Annotated in this window: 16 protein-coding genes; 8 read left to right on the top strand and 8 right to left on the bottom strand. The window is 62.0% G+C overall.

Features of this window, described 5'->3' with window-relative positions; all coding sequences use genetic code 11:
• The first annotated feature begins 34 nt into the window (after nt 1-34).
• Both ACQZAB_RS09420 and sdhB read left to right on the top strand, forming a co-directional pair.
• The gene (locus ACQZAB_RS09420) at nt 35-1966 is read left to right on the top strand and encodes an FAD-binding protein (RefSeq protein WP_428389226.1); all 1932 of its coding nucleotides are present in this window, start codon (nt 35-37) and stop codon (nt 1964-1966) included.
• Between the two features lie 51 nt (nt 1967-2017).
• Complete coding sequence (gene sdhB, locus ACQZAB_RS09415; RefSeq protein WP_428389224.1) at nt 2018-2794, top strand: succinate dehydrogenase iron-sulfur subunit; 777 nt, start codon at nt 2018-2020, stop codon at nt 2792-2794.
• Nucleotides 2795-2829: 35 nt separating this feature from the next.
• On the opposite strand, the gene ACQZAB_RS09410 is transcribed toward sdhB, so the two are convergent.
• On the bottom strand, nt 2830-3597 hold the full coding sequence (locus ACQZAB_RS09410) for a type II secretion system protein (protein ID WP_428389222.1): 768 nt from the start codon (nt 3595-3597) through the stop codon (nt 2830-2832).
• Between the two features lie 309 nt (nt 3598-3906).
• Between ACQZAB_RS09410 and ACQZAB_RS09405 the strand changes: the two genes are divergently transcribed.
• From ACQZAB_RS09405 to ACQZAB_RS09395, 3 genes are all read left to right on the top strand, one after another.
• Entirely contained in the window at nt 3907-4212 is a 306-nt protein-coding gene (locus ACQZAB_RS09405; RefSeq protein ID WP_428389220.1) for a hypothetical protein, read from the top strand.
• Between the two features lie 174 nt (nt 4213-4386).
• Nucleotides 4387-5163: a hypothetical protein gene (locus tag ACQZAB_RS09400; protein ID WP_428389218.1), complete on the top strand. Its 777-nt coding sequence runs from the start codon at nt 4387-4389 to the stop codon at nt 5161-5163.
• Between the two features lie 45 nt (nt 5164-5208).
• Nucleotides 5209-5985 (top strand): LolA family protein, encoded by a 777-nt coding sequence (locus tag ACQZAB_RS09395; RefSeq protein WP_428389216.1) that lies wholly within the window; start codon nt 5209-5211, stop codon nt 5983-5985.
• Here the strand turns inward: ACQZAB_RS09395 and ACQZAB_RS09390 are convergent.
• Nucleotides 5982-7127: an aminotransferase class V-fold PLP-dependent enzyme gene (locus tag ACQZAB_RS09390; protein ID WP_428389214.1), complete on the bottom strand. Its 1146-nt coding sequence runs from the start codon at nt 7125-7127 to the stop codon at nt 5982-5984. The genes ACQZAB_RS09395 and ACQZAB_RS09390 overlap by 4 nt on opposite strands.
• Before the next feature lie 233 nt (nt 7128-7360).
• Here ACQZAB_RS09390 and ACQZAB_RS09385 point away from each other — a divergent pair, with 233 nt between their 5' ends.
• Nucleotides 7361-8176 (top strand): histone H1-like repetitive region-containing protein, encoded by an 816-nt coding sequence (locus tag ACQZAB_RS09385; RefSeq protein ID WP_428389212.1) that lies wholly within the window; start codon nt 7361-7363, stop codon nt 8174-8176.
• 57 nt (nt 8177-8233) lie between these two features.
• Here the strand turns inward: ACQZAB_RS09385 and ACQZAB_RS09380 are convergent, their stop codons facing one another.
• Both ACQZAB_RS09380 and sppA read right to left on the bottom strand, forming a co-directional pair.
• On the bottom strand, nt 8234-8950 hold the full coding sequence (locus tag ACQZAB_RS09380) for an IspD/TarI family cytidylyltransferase (RefSeq protein WP_428390153.1): 717 nt from the start codon (nt 8948-8950) through the stop codon (nt 8234-8236).
• Nucleotides 8951-8961: 11 nt separating this feature from the next.
• Nucleotides 8962-10746, bottom strand: coding sequence for a signal peptide peptidase SppA (gene sppA, locus ACQZAB_RS09375; RefSeq protein ID WP_428389210.1), 1785 nt, complete (start codon nt 10744-10746; stop codon nt 8962-8964).
• Nucleotides 10747-10828: 82 nt separating this feature from the next.
• On the opposite strand from sppA, the gene ACQZAB_RS09370 reads away from it, so the two are divergent.
• The gene (locus ACQZAB_RS09370; protein WP_428389209.1) at nt 10829-11635 is read left to right on the top strand and encodes a hypothetical protein; all 807 of its coding nucleotides are present in this window, start codon (nt 10829-10831) and stop codon (nt 11633-11635) included.
• Nucleotides 11636-11777: 142 nt separating this feature from the next.
• Here the strand turns inward: ACQZAB_RS09370 and ACQZAB_RS09365 are convergent, their stop codons facing one another.
• From ACQZAB_RS09365 to ACQZAB_RS09355, 3 genes are all read right to left on the bottom strand, one after another.
• Nucleotides 11778-12431, bottom strand: coding sequence for a hypothetical protein (locus ACQZAB_RS09365; RefSeq protein WP_428389207.1), 654 nt, complete (start codon nt 12429-12431; stop codon nt 11778-11780).
• A 194-nt stretch (nt 12432-12625) separates the two neighbouring features.
• Nucleotides 12626-13399 carry a hypothetical protein gene (locus tag ACQZAB_RS09360; protein WP_428389205.1) on the bottom strand — a complete coding sequence of 258 codons (774 nt, stop codon included), beginning with the start codon at nt 13397-13399 and terminating at the stop codon, nt 12626-12628.
• Between the two features lie 78 nt (nt 13400-13477).
• Nucleotides 13478-14443, bottom strand: a complete 966-nt coding sequence (locus tag ACQZAB_RS09355) for an NAD(+)/NADH kinase (RefSeq protein WP_428389203.1) — start codon at nt 14441-14443, stop codon at nt 13478-13480.
• 80 nt (nt 14444-14523) lie between these two features.
• Between ACQZAB_RS09355 and ACQZAB_RS09350 the strand changes: the two genes are divergently transcribed.
• Nucleotides 14524-15504, top strand: a complete 981-nt coding sequence (locus ACQZAB_RS09350) for an MDR/zinc-dependent alcohol dehydrogenase-like family protein (protein ID WP_428389201.1) — start codon at nt 14524-14526, stop codon at nt 15502-15504.
• Nucleotides 15505-15516: 12 nt separating this feature from the next.
• On the opposite strand, the gene ACQZAB_RS09345 is transcribed toward ACQZAB_RS09350, so the two are convergent.
• A complete protein-coding gene (locus ACQZAB_RS09345; RefSeq protein ID WP_428389199.1) occupies nt 15517-16338 on the bottom strand; it encodes a hypothetical protein in 822 nt (273 codons plus the stop codon).
• Between the last annotated feature and the right edge of the window lie 111 nt (nt 16339-16449).

Below are 16449 nucleotides of genomic sequence, written 5' to 3'. Positions count from 1 at the left end.
AAATCACAAGCACTGGCAGCAAAGGAAGCAACCCGTGAGCACCCAACCCCGAGTCATCGTCGTAGGCGGAGGACTCGCCGGACTCGCAGCCGCCGTCCGCGTCGCCGAAGCCGGTACGCCCGTCGACCTCTTCTCCGTCGTACCCGTCAAACGCTCACACTCCGTCTGCGCACAAGGCGGCATCAACGCCTGCAACAAGGTCGCCCGCCAGCAGGGCTACTCCGAGTGGCAGCACATGGATGAGACGCTCTACGGCGGCGACTTCCTCAACCACCAGCCGCCCGTCTACGAAATGGCCCACTGGGCACCCAAGGTCATCGACCTACTCGACCGCATGGGCGTTCCCTTCAACCGAACCTTCGAAGGCGAACGCGATCTCCGGCTCTTCGGCGGATCCCTCTTCAAGCGAACCCACTTCGCAGGAGCCTCCACCGGACAGCAACTACTCTACGCCCTCGACGAACAAACCCGACGCTACGAAGCCGAAGGCAAAGTCACCAAGTACGAGTTCTGGGAGTTCCTCCGACCACTCAAGGACGAGGCCGGCGACGTCAAGGGCATCATCGCCCAGGACGTCCGAACCATGGAAATCAAGGCCTTCCCCGCCGACGCCGTCGTCCTGGCCACAGGCGGCAACGGACTGCTCTTCGGCAAGTCCACCATGTCCGTCATCTGCACCGGCGCCGCCGCTGCGCGTGCCTATCGACACGGCGCGTACCTCGGCAACCCCGAGTTCATCCAGGTCCACCCCACCGCCATCCCAGGCGAAGACAAATGCCGACTCATGTCCGAGTCCGCCCGTGGCGAAGGCGGCCGGGTCTGGGTCCCCCGCAAAAAAGGCGATAACCGCCACCCACTCGATATCCCCGAGGAAGAACGCATGTACTTCCTCGAAGAAAAATACCCCGCCTACGGCAACCTCGTCCCCCGTGACATCGCCACTCGCGAGATCTTCTGGAAGTGCCAGGAAGGCTATGGCATCGGCGGCGGACGCATGGTCTACCTCGACGTCTCACACCTCCCACAAACCACCAAGAACAAGCTCAAATCCATCCTCGAGATCTACGAGAAGTTCACCGGCGACGACCCGACCGAAGTCCCCATGAAGATCTTCCCCGCCGTCCACTACTCCATGGGCGGGCTCTGGACCACCTACACCGAAGAATGGCGCGAAGCCGACGACGACGCCGACCCCAACGACCGCAAAACCATCGCCCCCGATGGCAAGATCTGCGGGCTCAAATACGGCGACCCCAAAAACATGATGACCAACCTCGAAGGCCTCTACGCCTTCGGTGAAGTCAACTACCAGTACCACGGCGGGACACGCCTCGGCGCCAACGCACTCCTCTCCTGCATCTTCGACGGCCTCTATTGCGGCCTCTCCGTCGCCAACCACGCCAAGGACCACACCGGCACCCGAGCCGCCGACCTCTCTGAGAACCTCATCAACGATCAGATTCAGCAGGAAAAAGACCTCATCGCCAAGTTCGAGGCCAACGACGGCCAGCACAACCCCTACGAGATCCACCGCGTACTTGGCGAAGAAATGACCGACGCCTGCACCGTCATCCGCGAAGAGCAGCGCATGATCCAGGCCCGCGAGAAGGTCGCCGAACTCAAGGAGCAGTTCAGCTCCCTCAAGCTCTCCGACACAGGACACTGGACCAACCAGAACCTGCTCTTCACCCGGGCCGTAGGGGACATGCTCATCTACGCCGACGCCGTCATCGAATCCGCCATCCTCCGCAAGGAATCCCGCGGCTCCCACTACCGACCCGACTACCCCGAACGCATCGACGATCCGTTCCTCAAGACCTCCATGGTCAAGTACGACGCCAACCTCGATAAATGCGAGGTCTGGTACGAAGACGTGCCACAGCCCATGGTTGAGCCCCGAGCCCGTACCTACGGCTCCGTCGATAAGAAACAAGACGAGAAGAAAGAAGCCGCGGCCGCCAAGTAATCCGCCCCGCCGCACTATCAGGTAAACATCGCAGCAACCAGCGAGCCAAACATGATCGCCCAAAACAAGCCCGAAAAATACAAGGTCAGGATCAAGCGCCAGGACGCTCCCTCCCAGCCCGCTTACTACGAGACCTTCGAAGTCCCCTACCGGCCCGGACAGAACATCATCTCCGTCCTCCAGTACGTCGCCGCCAACCCGGTGACCGTTGAGGGCAAGCCAACCACCTCACCCGTCTGGGACTCCGGCTGCCTAGAAGAAGTCTGCGGCTCCTGCACCATGAACATCAACGGCAAGGTCAAGCAGTCCTGCTCGACCCTTGTCGACGAGATGCTGCCCGAAGGCGACACCATCACCGTCGAGCCCATGACCAAGTTCCCCGTCGTCCGCGACCTCTTCGTCGACCGCCAGCGCATGTTCGACAACCTCAAGAAGGTCAAGGGCTGGGTCCCCATCGACGGCACCCACGACCTCGGCGAAGGCCCGCAGGAATCCCAGGAATCCCAGGAGTTCCGCTACGCCCTCTCCCGCTGCATGACCTGCGGATGCTGCCTCGAAGCCTGCCCGCAGTTCGAAAAAGACAACGAGTTCATCGGCCCGCAGGCCATCGCACAGGCCCTCTACTTCAACGAGCACGAGACCGGCAAGCAGCTCAAAGCCGACCGCCTCGAAGCCCTCATGGGCCCAGGTGGCGTCAGCGACTGCGGCAACGCCCAGAACTGCGTCAAGGTCTGCCCCAAAGGCGTGCCCCTCACCGAAGCCATCGCGCGTATCGGCCGGCAGATCACCGTCCACTCGGTCAAGAAGTTCTTCATGGGCAAGAAATAAGCTGACAGCCTCCCGGACTTCGCACTCGCATCAAGCTACTCGTCGCACCCGCACCGTTCGGGCTCGTTCATGTCGAATGGATCCCCCGACGCATCCCACCAGTGCCACCGCCCACCATCAAGCGGCAACGCCTCGTGCATCGTCATGGCCACGTGCCCGTCCGCATAAGCCATGTTCCCGCCCCGAGCATCATGCCGATACCCGCGGTCCGGATCATGGTTTGCTAGAGGCGTCCACCTCACAAACCCAGGCGTCACATATATCCCGTCCGAGGTCACCATCCGCTCGAACGGCTCCAGAGCCTGCTCGCCCAGAATGATGATCGAACTAGGCGAAGGAATCACCGACGCCGAAAAACCCCACCGATCAAAGTACATCGCCCCGTTAATCCCATACGACGAAAACTGCTCGCCCGGAAAAGGCCTCAAGCCCTTACCCCTCAGCTCATCGAAGTCCTCCGCCTGCACCGTCGGACAATGCATAACCGACCCCGCCTCCGTCAGCCGACGCGCCCCATCCACATCCAGCCCCAGCATCTCCTGCAACGGCGTGATCACCGTCACATTCACCGCCTCGCCATCGCTCATCGAACCCGCCCACAACCGCGCGAACCGATCGTGCTCGATGTGATAAGCCTGCTGAGCCACCGCCAGCTGCCGCAGATGACTCATGCACTGCACCGCCTGAGCCGCCGGCCGCGCCCGACTCAACACCGGCAGAAGCAGCCCCATCAGCAGCGCCACGATGCTCAACACCACCAGCAACTCGATCAGCGTAAAGCCTGACCTTCGCTTCTCACGCATAAACAAAGAGTAGCCCTCCAAAGACCCAAAGCCAATCGAAAGCCCCATACCCCTCAAGCCCGCCACCAAGACGCAACAACACTCAATCGACACCAAACGGGATCAGATCAACCCAATAAACGATCAAATCCCAAAAGAATCCTAAAAAATAAATGGGCAGAATCACGCCTCATCGGCTCCAAACCCCTTAAACAACCTGTTCAGGGGGTTGACACCACCACAAGCAGCCCTTGCCGACCACCCTTCCAAAGACAGAATAAAAGAAGTAGTCAGCCACGTGATCGCCAGGCCGCGATCAGAAAGCAAACCATGACACCCCTCCAGACAGAAGTCCAACGCATCCAGGAAGTCACACGCAGCATCCAGGCGATCCAGGACGTCGCAGAGGGCCTCTACCAATTGGCAGCTGAACAACGCATCCCCGAACCCGAATCCGTCAACGTCTGGTTCGAGTTCGAGAAGCCCAAGCTCGCCGCCCGCTGGATCATCAACCACGACACCTGCCTCGTCACCTGCCAGGCCAACGGCTACGCCAAAATCGACCGGCTCATCCCGGGCTACGACCAGATCGTCCATCTCATCGAAGCCACCTGCCCGCAAACAGCTGACGCCTGATCTAACCCGAAGTCATATATAAGACCCTCCCCCAACGCCCCAAACACGCATGTTTGGGTCCTCCCCATTTATCAACTTCCCGCCCTATGCAGATCCGATCTGGACTTTGTGCCTAAATGAGGTATGGATGAAGAACGCCTGTCGTCCCATCCGCCCTTACGGGAGGCCCAAAACATGTCCAGCAGACTCCGACTCGGATCCATACGCCCACTCATCCGCTACGTCGACCAGCACCAGGCCGTCATCGACACACAGTTCCAGACCCTGCCACCCGTACCCACCGATGGCGTCAACCTCACACCTCCCGCCGCCGTCGACGTCTACGTCGAGATCAACAGCCTCGACGGCTTCCACGACGAAGGCCAGACCCGAACCCCGCTCGATGAAAACCACAACGGCCGCATCCGCTTCGACCTCGTCGAACCCGAGCGGTGGTGGCCCGCAGGCATGGGCCATCAGAATCTCTACGAACTCAAGCTCACCCTCCTCGAAAACGACGAACCCCTCGACGAACAAACCACAACCATCGGCCTCACCTCCGTCCGCCAGGAACCCGAGCAGAACACCGCCGGCTCCCCAAGCTTCCTCGTCAACGGCAAACCCTTCCATTTCGATAACGTCCTGACCATCGACCGCATCGCCGAGCAGAAACTCCTACCCGCCACCGGCCAGTCCCTGCTCTTTGTCCGCGACCACTTCGGCACCGAACTGCTCTACGAAGCCGCCGACCGCGCCGGCATCCTCCTCCTCCAGTCCATCCCACTCGACGCCGAAGCCCGTGTCGAAGACACCATCCGCCAGCAGATCGACCGCATCGCCGGACACCCCTGCCTCGCCGGCTGGTACGTTGGACACTTAGGCGACCTCTCAGACACCATCGCCCAGCAGCTCACACGCCTCGACCCCACCCACCAGATCATCCGCCAACCCGCCAACACCTGGGCCGCCTGACACAATCGCCAAACCCAACCCGCGCCCAAAACGTATAACAGCGGTATGAGCCGAACCCCCCTCCTCGCCTGCATCCTGCTCCTCACCCTCACCGCCCTGGCAATCGCTCAGGAAGAGGCTCCCGCCGACCCGGAAGCCTCCGCCGAGGCCGTCGCGCTCCTCGAACGCGTCGAGCAGGCCTCCGATAACCTCACCTCCCTCCGCGCACGCCTCCGCTACGACCGCATCCAGGGCCTCCTCGGCGACGAACAACGACGCTTCGGCGAACTCCGCTACGCCGCCGGACCACCCGCCCGCTTCGCCGTCCACTTCGAATACCTCATCGTCGACGGACGCCGCGACAACCAGAACCGCTGGTACATCTTCGATGGCCGCTACCTCGCCGAGAAACTCGAAGACGAACAGCTTTTCATCCGACGCGAAATCATCGACGAAAACCAGAACGTCGCCGAAGCCGACCCCCTCCGCTTCGGCTCCGGCCCCTTTAGCCTCCCCCTCAACCTCAGGAAAAACGAAGTCCTCACCCGCTTCCACGTCGAAACCGCCCCCACCTCCAACGACGACCCCGAAAACACCTTCCTCCTCCGCCTCACGCCCCGCGAACACCTCGACATCGAACAGACCCTCATCGAACTCTGGTACGACAACGACACCGCCCTCCCCCGACGCGTCCGAACACTCGATAGCTCCGAGAACGAATCCATCATCGACCTCCTCCGCCCCGAAACCAGCGTCCCCGTCCGCGACCGCGACTACAGCACCGAGCCCCCAGCCCGCGGATACCGCGTCGAAGAACACCCCCTCCCCGACAACAACGACTAAGCCTCGGCAAGCGCCCCAAGCACCGCCTCAATCTGCCCTTCCGTGTTGTAGAAGTGCGGGCTCATCCGCAGCCGCCCACTCCTGACCGCCAGGTGCATCCCCCGCTCCGCCAACCCCCGCACCACCTTCCCAGCCTCCTGCCCCTCTTTGGGCTCAAACATCACAATCCCGCTCCGCTCCCCCGCCAGCCGCCGAGGCGAAAACACCCGAAACCCCCGCTCCCGCAGCCCCGTCTCCGCAAACCCCGTCAACGCCTCCACCCGCCGCCAAACCTCCTCGATCCCCACCTCCATCAGCATCCCCACGGCACCCCGCAGCGCCAGCAAACCCGGGATATTGTAAGACCCCGGCTCAAACCGCCGAGCATCCTTCTGAAACCGATACTCGTACCGCCCATAATCCTCCGCATTCACCATGTTCAGCCACCCCACGACAGGCGGGTGCAACACCTCACACAAATCCTCCTTCACATACAAAAACCCCGCTCCCTCTGGCCCCAGCAACCACTTGTGACCATCCGCCGCCAGAAAATCCACACCCATCGCTCGCACATCCACCGGCAACATCCCCACCGACTGAATCCCATCCACACACAGATACCCACCCGCTCGATGCACCGTCTCCGCGATCGGCACAAGGTCAATCCTATACCCCGACGCATACTGCACGTGCGAAATCGCCACCACCCGCGTCCGATCCTCCACCGCCGCACACACATCCTCCGCCGCTACACGACCATCACGCCCCTGCTTCACCTCGATCAGCTTCACCCCAAACCGCTGCAGATCCTCCCACGGATACCGGTTCGCCGGATACTCCACATCCGTAATCACAACACTGTCGCCCCGACGCCAGTCCAGCCCACGTGCCACCGTCGCCAGCCCCGTCGACGTGTTCGGCATCATCGCAATCTCATGACCGCCCCGCGCCCCAATGAGCGAAGCCAGCATCCCCCGCAGCTCATTCACCTTCCGATACCAGCCCGTCTGCGTATACGCCCGGCTCGTCGACTCGGCCGCATAAGCCTCAAGCGCCCGCGCCGCCGCCCCGCAGATCGGTGCCACCCCCGCATGATTCAGATGAATCATGCCCTCAAGCGCCGGGAACGCGTCCGCACCAGGTAATCCCTTAGCTGCATCCATCCCCAAAGCCTACCCACACCCGCACACCCGGTCACAAACCACCGGCCAAACCAGCCCCTGCCCAACAACCGACCGACTTAACGTCCCATAAGCATATTTCTTCATCACGAGATGATGGACCCCGATGTCAGGGCCGATACCAAAATCGCACAACGTTCATTCATGGGTGCTGCGCATCGGTAGCGCCACCCGCTACGCCCAACGATGGGCAACCCTAGACATGGAGCAGAATCATGCCCGCACGCAAGACCACAGCCTCGAAGGCCAAACCCAAGGCGCGTAAGACCGCCACCACCGCCTCGAAGCGCAAGACCACCTCGGTCGCTCGCAAGACCACCGCCACCAAGACTCGCAAGACGACCGCTCGCAAGTCCAACGCGACCAAGAGCCCGGCTCGCAAGACCGCTGCTCGGAAGACAACAGCTAAGAGCACGACGCGTAAGACCACAGTACGCAAGACCACGGCACGTAAGACGACCGCACGCAAGCCTGTCGCCCGCAAGACCGCAGCCAAGAGCACCGCTCGCAAGACCACGGCACGCAAGACGACCGCGCGTAAGCCTGTCGCCCGCAAGACCGCAGCCAAGAGCACCGCTCGCAAGACCACGGCACGCAAGACGACCGCACGCAAGCCTGTCGCCCGCAAGACCGCAGCGAAGAGCACCGCTCGCAAGACCACGGCACGCAAGACGACCGCGCGCAAGCCTGTCGCCCGCAAGACCGCAGCCAAGAGCACCGCTCGCAAGACCACGGCACGTAAGACGACCGCACGCAAGCCTGTCGCCCGCAAGACCGCAGCGAAGAGCACCGCTCGCAAGACCACGGCACGCAAGACGACCGCGCGCAAGCCTGTCGCCCGCAAGACCGCAGCGAAGAGCACCGCTCGCAAGACCACGGCACGCAAGACGACCGCGCGCAAGCCCGTCGCCCGCAAGACCACAGCCAAGAGCACCGCTCGCAAGACCACCGCACGCAAGACCGGCACCCGGTCAGGCGTCATCCGTCGGATCGGCAAGGCCACCGGCCGCACCATCCGCAAGGCCGCCTAAACAACGGTCAAATGCTGATTAACTCGACGGCGATCCTCGAAAGAGGGTCGCCGTTCTTCATTCAACCCCGCGTGCCCTGAGAATCGCCTCCGCCACCAACTCATCGCCAGGACGCGTGATCTTCACGTTCCCTGTATCACCCTCAACCACCACCACCCGCTCGCCCAACCGCTCCACCACCGACGCATCATCCGTCACGTGCGCACGCCCCGACCTCAAATCCTCTAGCACCCCCACAAACCCGCGCCGCAGCAATGCCACCTCAAACCCCTGAGGCGTCTGCACCTCAATCAGCCCATCCCGCTCCACACCCTCGCCCATCACGCGCACCCCCTCACGCACCGCATCACCCACCCGCTTCAGCGTGCTCGATACCGCCACACCAGGAATCACCGCCCCATCCTGACCCAACGCCGAAACCACCCGTCCCACCGTCTCTGTCGACACGCAAGGCCGCGCCGCATCGTGAATCAGCACATGCGTGATCCCCTCATCCAACGCCTCCAACGCAGCCACCACCGACGCCCAACGATCCTCCAGACCCCCAGCACACACCTGAGCCCCGGAGGCTTCCAGTACCTCCGCCCACCGCTCCCTCGCCGCCTCCACATCATCAGGCGCTACCACCACCAGCCGCTGCTCAAGCCCCGCCACACCCGCAAAACAGTCCAACGCATGCGCGATCACAGGCCGCCCCAGAATCGGCAGATCAACCTTGCTCCGCCCGAACCGCGTCCCACGACCCGCCGCCAGCAGAATCAAACCTAGCCGCATCACGCCCCCGCTCACGGACTCACACGGATATCAAGCACCACTGGCATCAGCACCAGCGCCGGCTCCCGACGCAGCTGCAACGCCCCCTCCACCACCGGCCGCAAAACCTCCCACCGATCACCCAGAACCGGCTTCGCGATCATGCCAAGCGACACACCCATCCCCGCCGACCGCACCCCAAACGCATCCTGCATGAAATCCTGGAACGACATCGGCTCAGGCAGATCAATCACCTCGTAGGCACCCTCCTCCAGATCAAGCGCCTCCGCCAGCGACGCCACCGCCTCCTCCAAACCACCAATCTCATCCGCCATACCGTTCGCAACCGCCTGACGACCCGTGAACAAACGCCCCTCCGCCACCTCATCCACACGCGGTAGACGATCACCCCGCCCCTCCCGAATCCGATCCACAAACTGGTCGTAAATCCGCTCCATGAACGCCAGCATCGTGTGCCGCTGAGCAGGCGTGAACGGCCGGTCGCTCGCAAACATGTCCGACATCGGGCCACGCGTCCGCACCGTCACACCCAGATCCAGCTTCTCATAAAGCCCCTCCAGATGAATCTTGCCCGACACCACCCCGATCGAACCCACCACCGACGGCCCCTCAACAAAGATCTCATCACCCGCACACGCGATGTAATACCCACCCGACGCCGCCATCCGACCCACGCTCATGTAGACCGGCTTCGTCTCCGCCGTCTCCCGAACCGCCTGCCAGATCACCTCACTCGCCAGCGCCGAACCGCCAGGCGAATCAATCCGCACCACCACACCCTTGATGTCCTCATCCGACGCCGAATCCCGAAGCGCATCAATCATCGTCCGATGCCCGATGCTGTCATCCGTGAACGCCCCGTCACCCACCGTCGACTCACCCATGTAGATCGGCCCACGCGCATGGATCACCGCGATACTCGGACCATCCGCTCGCGGGGCAGGCGGCCGAAACAGCATCTGGAACAACGCAAACGGATTGTTAGGCGTCTGCATCCGACCCCGATCCGCCAGATCCTCCCAAACAAAATCCCCGCCAAATGCCTCCTCAAACAACGCCGTCATCCCCCGATCCGTCACCGCGTCCACCACACCCCGACGCAGCAACTGTTCATCACTCAGCAGCCAGCTGTCACGCATCACCGCCTCGACCTGCTCGACCGACATCTCCCGATGCTCGCCGATCCGCCCAACGATCTGCGCATACAGATCATCCAGCAACGCGCCGATGTTCTCGTCCCAGAAAGGCGTCGGATGCTCCCGCGTCAGCGCCTCATCCGCACCCTTGAACCGACCCACCTGCATGAAGTCAGCCTCCAGACCCAGCTTCTCCATCAGCCCCGCCAGATACATCTCCTCCACCAGAAGCCCACGCAGCATGAACATCCCGTTCCGCTGCAGCACCACCGTGTCCGCATAACCCGCCAGCAGATACGTCCCCGTCTCGTAAGACTCCGAAAACGCAATCACCCGCTTGCCAGCAGCCTTCACACGATCGATCGCCTGCCCCAGCACCTCAATCTGCGAGAGACCCAGCCGCGGCGCGTTCAGATACAGCACCACCCCCAAATGCTTCTCCGAGGCCGCCACGTCATCCAGCGCCTCCACCACACCCGATAGCGACGGCCCCGCCTCCGCCTCCGTCACCCACGCAAAAGGCACCGGCCCCTCACGAAGCGTCCCCGTCAACTCCAGCCAGGCCACCCGCGACGAATCATCCGCAGGCTGAGCCACCGCCGGCAGCACGCTAAGTCCCAGAACAAACAACACACACATCAGAATCCGCGAACTTGCCATGGTCGATAACCCCTCAAAGGACTTGCCTCTTAGGATAGCACTGACAGACCAAAAACCCGCCCCGACCAAAGATCTTTCGGGTATGTCGATCCAGAAACTCAATCATTGCTCCGACGCCGAGAAAAGGCGGCTCTACGCCTCCATCATCCCCCCACGCACCTTTCAGCACCTCACCGACGCCCACCCCGACCGCTTCCCAACCCCCGACATCAACGAAGAATCCTTCCTCCTCGACGCCCGACCCGGCTCCTACGAGGCCCGCCTCCGCATCCCCGCCCACCGCATCGATGGCGACCACCTCCTCAGCCTCGACCTCGCCGACGCAGGCGGCGGACAGCTCGAAATCGGCTTCCTCGTCATCAACGACCTCACCGCCCCACGCTTCAACATCGACAACGACCCCGAAGGAAGAATGACCCTCCTCGGCACCGCCGGCCGCAACCTCGAACAGGAAACAGCAGCCCTCAAAGCCGGACTCGGCCCCTCCCAGGTCCGAAAAGGACTCGGCCTCTTCGCCGAACTCCTCCCCCGACTCGAAACCTTTGCCAAAGCCAACGCCTACTACGGGATCATCCTCGAGCCACTCACCTACCACAACGCTATCTGGTACGAAAACCACGGCTTCGCCTACATCTCCGGCCGCAAACGCATGCTCGAAATCGACCGCGCCTTCGCACGCGATGGAGCCCTCTACAAAGCCCTCGACAACACCACCTTCCGACACACCCGCTTCGCCCGCAGCCCCAGAGGAAGAAGCTGGGCCATCCACGACGGCATCCTCGAAGCCCTCCCCAACCAGGACCCCCTCGACCTCCAGATGGTCAAAGTCATCAACCAGGAAGCCCACCAGGAAACCTTCCTGACCACCTGGCCCACCACCGATACCTGAGAAGCTACGACGCGATCACTCAAAAAACCCGGGTGGGCTGTGGGTACCCGAACGGGAGCCCACAGAACCAGGCGATGACACAAAAGAAAGGCCGCAGCTCAAAAGAGCCACGGCCTCCAGAGTTTCAACAGGCTCGCGTCTGCTAACGCAAATAAACCGGCAACTCACGATGCACCCGAATCACATCCTCACGGACCGACATCGTGTACCCAGGCCGCAACGCCCGAATCCGCTCGTACAACGCATCAAGCGTCGGATACCCATCCTTGCCCACAAACAGCCGCGCATCATCGATCAACGCCACGTGCTCAAACCGCTCATCCCCAAGCACCGCTTCCAGCTCGGCACTAATCGGCGTATCCAACTCGCCCCGAGCCGTCAGGCCCTGCGAGTAATGCCCGTCCAGCCAGAACAGCGCCGGCCGATCCAGCAAACGCACCACCTCAGGCAGCACCTTCCCCGAATCACCATGCAGCAGCCGCACCTTCGCATCACCATCAAACCGGCGACACGCAAGGTCGTAGTAGTGATCGCTCAACTCGATCGACGTCAGCCGCTCAAACTGCTCAGCCACCGCAGCCAGCGTGTTCCCCTCATGAGTCCCCGTCTCGATCAGTTCCTTCAAGCCAAACCGATTCGCATACTCACGAATCACCATCCACTTCACGATCGCAGGTGGCGGGTTCCGCTGACCCTTCTGCATCCACCACCACCACGACCGAAAATCTTCCAGACCCGCACCCACCGCGTAACGAGCCGCAGCAACCCCCGTTGTCTTCACCATCTCTCTAATCATGCGTCTTTCTCCTGTCACGCTGACACAACCAGCATCGACCATCCACAACCCACAATTCATCCAACCCGCCCTAATTCACAAAGCCCATAAAAACCTTAAAAACAACACCACGATCGATGCCGACAACCACCCGGACAGCGCAGCGATAAACACATCCAGGCAACAGCCCCCAGCATCGATACACAACCCCGCCGCTAGCCGCGCGTCCGACGCAGATACACCATCCCGCTGAGCAGACACAACCCCGCCCACGCCGAAACCGGCAACGGAATCACCGTCGCATCCACCGCAAAGTCCGCCGACCGAAGAATCACATCCGACACCGGCGCATCCAGAGCCAAAGGCGACTGGCCATCGATCCCCAGATACATATACGCACCCGCACCAAAGAAACCACCCACCACACTCGACGCCCCATCCACCCCGTAAATCGTCAGCTCATTCGCAGCCAGTGTCCCCGGATTCACCAGCGCTCCAGTATCATTCAGAACCGTCTCCGGCCCACCCTCAAAAACCCCAAAGGGATATCGAAGCTCCGTCTGATCGATCCCCGTATCCGCCACGTTCCGCAGGCCACTACCAAAAAACAGATTGATCGCCGTCGCGCCCCGACCCAGCCGATTACCGATCGCCAGCAAACCCCCACCCTCATCCACGTAACCCCGAACAGTCTCCACCGCCGACCCCGAAATGCTCGTAATCAAACGCCCGCCCGCGTGCTGATCCAGCACCAGCAGGTCCGCCTCCCCCAACACCAGCCCCAACACCTCCGCCGAAAGACTGTCAAACACAACCAGCTCGTCACCCGCCCCAGCCAGCAGCTGACTCACAGGCGACGCCAACACCTCTGCTTCCGACACACTGGGCGGCGCATAAATCGCCACCGTCCGCGCACCTGCCTCGCCGGCGAGCAGACCGAAAGCCGCCAACACCCCCACCGCCGCACATTGCCATCCACCCGTTGCCATAACGGCCAGCCTTCCTCGGAACCACCGCGCGAAAACGCACAGGTCCCCTGAGAAGATCGACCGACCAAACCCGCCCCTTTACCGCCGTCTCGGCTGAGCCGCCCAACGCATCTTGTACGACAGCATCGTCCAATAATTGTGATCCGGGTTGTGGATCAAACGCACCCGTGATCCGTGCTGACGAACCAGCAACTGCTGACCCTCCGCAATCGTCGCCGAATCCTGACCATCAATCACCAGCGTCGTCCCCGCATTCGCCCGCAGAACCGTCAGCCACGCCTCGCATCGTGCATGAAACACAATCGGACGAAACGCCAGCGACTGCGGAGCCAATGCAGAAATCACCACGCCATCAATTCCAGGCGACAGAATCGGCCCGCCCGCCGACAGGTTGTAAGCCGTCGAACCCGAAGGCGTCGCAATAATCACCCCATCACCCGCAAACTGCACCGACGAGTGCAACGACCGCCGCGGCTCGATCGCCAGATCCAGATCAATCATCCGGTAAGGCGGCCCCGCCGTGATCACCGCATCGTTCATCGCGATCGACCGGAACACCGGCTCAGGCATCCCCGACAAATCATCGCCCGCCCCCTCTCCCCACCGCGGCGCCCCCGCAGGAAACACCATCGCCTCCAGCATCAAACGCTCACTCACCCGACAACCACCGCACAACACCTCGTCCCAGTGCAGCTTCACGTCATCGATCGTGAACTCAGCCAGAAAACCTAGCTTCCCGAAATTGATCCCCAACAACGGAACACCCAAAGCCACCATCTTCCTCGCCTGCGCCAGCATCGTCCCGTCACCCCCCAAAACAATCGCCAGATCCGCCTCAGGCAGCTCCGCCGCTCGCTCCGAAGTCAGCTCACAGATATCGGGCTCTGCCACAATCTCCGCACGCTCAACCAGCCACGGCCGAAAGTCCGCCAGCGCCTCAACCACCTCTTCCTTCGCCAGATTCGCCAGAATCAGCACACGCGGACGCTCCGGCAGCCGCCGGCTCTCTTCCGTGTCACTCATCGGGTCCTGCACCTGATTCATGCCCACAGTGTACGGATTCAAACCAGCCCGTCCCGCGCCGATCGCACAGCCCGCACCCACGCCAAGCCGATACTCACCCCATGCAAGCACTCGTCCTCGATGAAAACACCCAACTCAGCCTCCGCCAGGACCACCCCGAACCCCACCTCCGCCCAGGCGAAGCACTCATCCAACCCACCCTCACAGGCGTCTGCTCCACTGATATCCAGCTCGCCAACGGCTACATGCACTTCCAGGGCGTCCTCGGCCACGAATTCGTCGGCACCGTCACCCAAACGGCCGACACCAAAGACAACCACCTCATCGGCAAACGCGTCGTCGGCGAAATCAACGCCGTCTGCGGAGCCTGCGATCTCTGCCTCAAAGGCCTCCGCGAACACTGCCGCCAACGAACCGTCCTCGGCATCCTCAACCGCGATGGCGTCTTCGCCGACCGATTCACCCTCCCCGTCGCCAACCTCCACGAAGTACCCAACCACGTCGACGACGACCAGGCCGTCTTCACCGAACCCCTCGCCGCAGCCTTCCAACTCGTCCGCCAACTCACCTTCGAAGGCCGCCCCTATGTCACCGTCTTAGGCGACGGCCGACTCGGACTCCTCTGCGCCCAGGTCCTCGCCCAACTCAACGCCACCGTCCGCATCGTCGGCAAGCACCCCGATAAACTCGCAGTCGCCGAAAAATGGGGCATCAAACACCGACTCCTCGAAGACGTCGGACTCCGTCAGGATCAGGACATCGTCGTCGATGCCACCGGCTCACCCTCTGGCATCACCACCGCCCTCGGCATGGTCCGACCCCGCGGAACCATCGCCCTCAAAACCACCACCGCACCCGCACCCAACCAACAAGCCCACCCCGACCTCGCCAGGATCGTCGTCGACGAGATCACCCTCGTCGGCAGCCGCTGCGGGCCCTTCGCCACCGCCCTCGACGCCCTCGCCCGCTCCGCCATCGACGTCACACCCCTCATCTCCAAACGCATGAAACTCGCCGCCGGACCCGACATCCTCACCGCCGCCAAACAACCCAACACCCTCAAAGTCCTCGTCCAACCCTGAAGCTCAACCCACTTACTTCTCGTAGGGCACAAACTCAAAACGCTCAATCACGACCGTCTGAGACGCACCCCGCGCCGGCGGCTCATTCAGACACCAGAGATTCAGGTGCACCTGCGGGGAACCCGTCGGAATATCCGGCCCCTCATACGTCCACGTCGTCAGCCGCGCCTCCGCATCCGTCTCTGACTCAGCACCACCCCGCCACGACCGGCAGTCCACGCCATCCGGCCGCCAGCGAAAAGCATGCGTGCTCAATGCCTCATCATCCTTCAAACTGAACCAGTAAGGATGCAGATTCTCCTTCCGCTGCCACGGCTGACACACAAACTGAGCCGGCGCGCGATCAGGGTCCTTCCACGTCCCAAACTCGATATCAAACTCATTGGCAACGTTCGAGTCCTCGATCCCTTCATAGCTCGCCTGATACTCCCAGATGAACAACCCAAAAATCAGATTCGGGTCCAGGTCATCCACACGGCCACGCGTCGTAAACCGGTAATCCCCATAACCCAGCGCCTCCGTCAGCCGCACCTCCGCCGAGTACCACACCCCGTCAATCTCCACCACCTGAAGATGCAACCGCCCCTGCTCATCAACCCACACACTCTCCTCCGTCGGCCCGAATGGAAACCCGCCCGGCCCATACGTCGTCTCCGCGTCCAGCCCCTTCACCCGCCAGGTATACCCGCTGAATTCAATCGTCCGACCCGTCGGGAAATCATGCCACTGATCGACCACGCCCACCTCATCCATCGCAGACCCTCTCTGAGACATCAATACACCGCCGAGCAACACCACCACCGACATCATTAACCAATCAGGTCTCACGGACATGCCCACGTCCTCTCTGCAAATGATCAAACCAGACAACCCGCACAAAAGACTAGCACAGCCAACAGACCAGTCGAATCCTGACCAGCCAAAAGTCCCGATAGAGTCGCAAAG

Origin of the sequence: Mucisphaera sp. (genome assembly GCF_965279675.1) — a bacterium.
GTDB lineage: Bacteria > Planctomycetota > Phycisphaerae > Phycisphaerales > Phycisphaeraceae > Mucisphaera.
This window is presented reverse-complemented; position numbering and strand designations above follow the sequence as displayed.

What these genes read in the sequence shown, in the direction of transcription:
- ACQZAB_RS09405 (WP_428389220.1), top strand. Translation starts at nt 3,907, where the DNA reads ATGACACCCCTCCAGACAGAAGTCCAACGCATCCAGGAAGTCACACGC.
- ACQZAB_RS09400 (WP_428389218.1), top strand. Translation starts at nt 4,387, where the DNA reads ATGTCCAGCAGACTCCGACTCGGATCCATACGCCCACTCATCCGCTAC.
- ACQZAB_RS09395 (WP_428389216.1), top strand. Translation starts at nt 5,209, where the DNA reads ATGAGCCGAACCCCCCTCCTCGCCTGCATCCTGCTCCTCACCCTCACC.
- sdhB (WP_428389224.1), top strand. Translation starts at nt 2,018, where the DNA reads ATGATCGCCCAAAACAAGCCCGAAAAATACAAGGTCAGGATCAAGCGC.
- ACQZAB_RS09385 (WP_428389212.1), top strand. Translation starts at nt 7,361, where the DNA reads ATGCCCGCACGCAAGACCACAGCCTCGAAGGCCAAACCCAAGGCGCGT.
- ACQZAB_RS09350 (WP_428389201.1), top strand. Translation starts at nt 14,524, where the DNA reads ATGCAAGCACTCGTCCTCGATGAAAACACCCAACTCAGCCTCCGCCAG.
- sppA (WP_428389210.1), bottom strand. Translation starts at nt 10,746, where the DNA reads ATGGCAAGTTCGCGGATTCTGATGTGTGTGTTGTTTGTTCTGGGACTT.
- ACQZAB_RS09360 (WP_428389205.1), bottom strand. Translation starts at nt 13,399, where the DNA reads ATGGCAACGGGTGGATGGCAATGTGCGGCGGTGGGGGTGTTGGCGGCT.
- ACQZAB_RS09370 (WP_428389209.1), top strand. Translation starts at nt 10,829, where the DNA reads ATGTCGATCCAGAAACTCAATCATTGCTCCGACGCCGAGAAAAGGCGG.
- ACQZAB_RS09355 (WP_428389203.1), bottom strand. Translation starts at nt 14,443, where the DNA reads ATGAATCAGGTGCAGGACCCGATGAGTGACACGGAAGAGAGCCGGCGG.
- ACQZAB_RS09390 (WP_428389214.1), bottom strand. Translation starts at nt 7,127, where the DNA reads ATGGATGCAGCTAAGGGATTACCTGGTGCGGACGCGTTCCCGGCGCTT.
- ACQZAB_RS09365 (WP_428389207.1), bottom strand. Translation starts at nt 12,431, where the DNA reads ATGATTAGAGAGATGGTGAAGACAACGGGGGTTGCTGCGGCTCGTTAC.
- ACQZAB_RS09410 (WP_428389222.1), bottom strand. Translation starts at nt 3,597, where the DNA reads ATGCGTGAGAAGCGAAGGTCAGGCTTTACGCTGATCGAGTTGCTGGTG.
- ACQZAB_RS09345 (WP_428389199.1), bottom strand. Translation starts at nt 16,338, where the DNA reads ATGTCCGTGAGACCTGATTGGTTAATGATGTCGGTGGTGGTGTTGCTC.
- ACQZAB_RS09380 (WP_428390153.1), bottom strand. Translation starts at nt 8,950, where the DNA reads ATGCGGCTAGGTTTGATTCTGCTGGCGGCGGGTCGTGGGACGCGGTTC.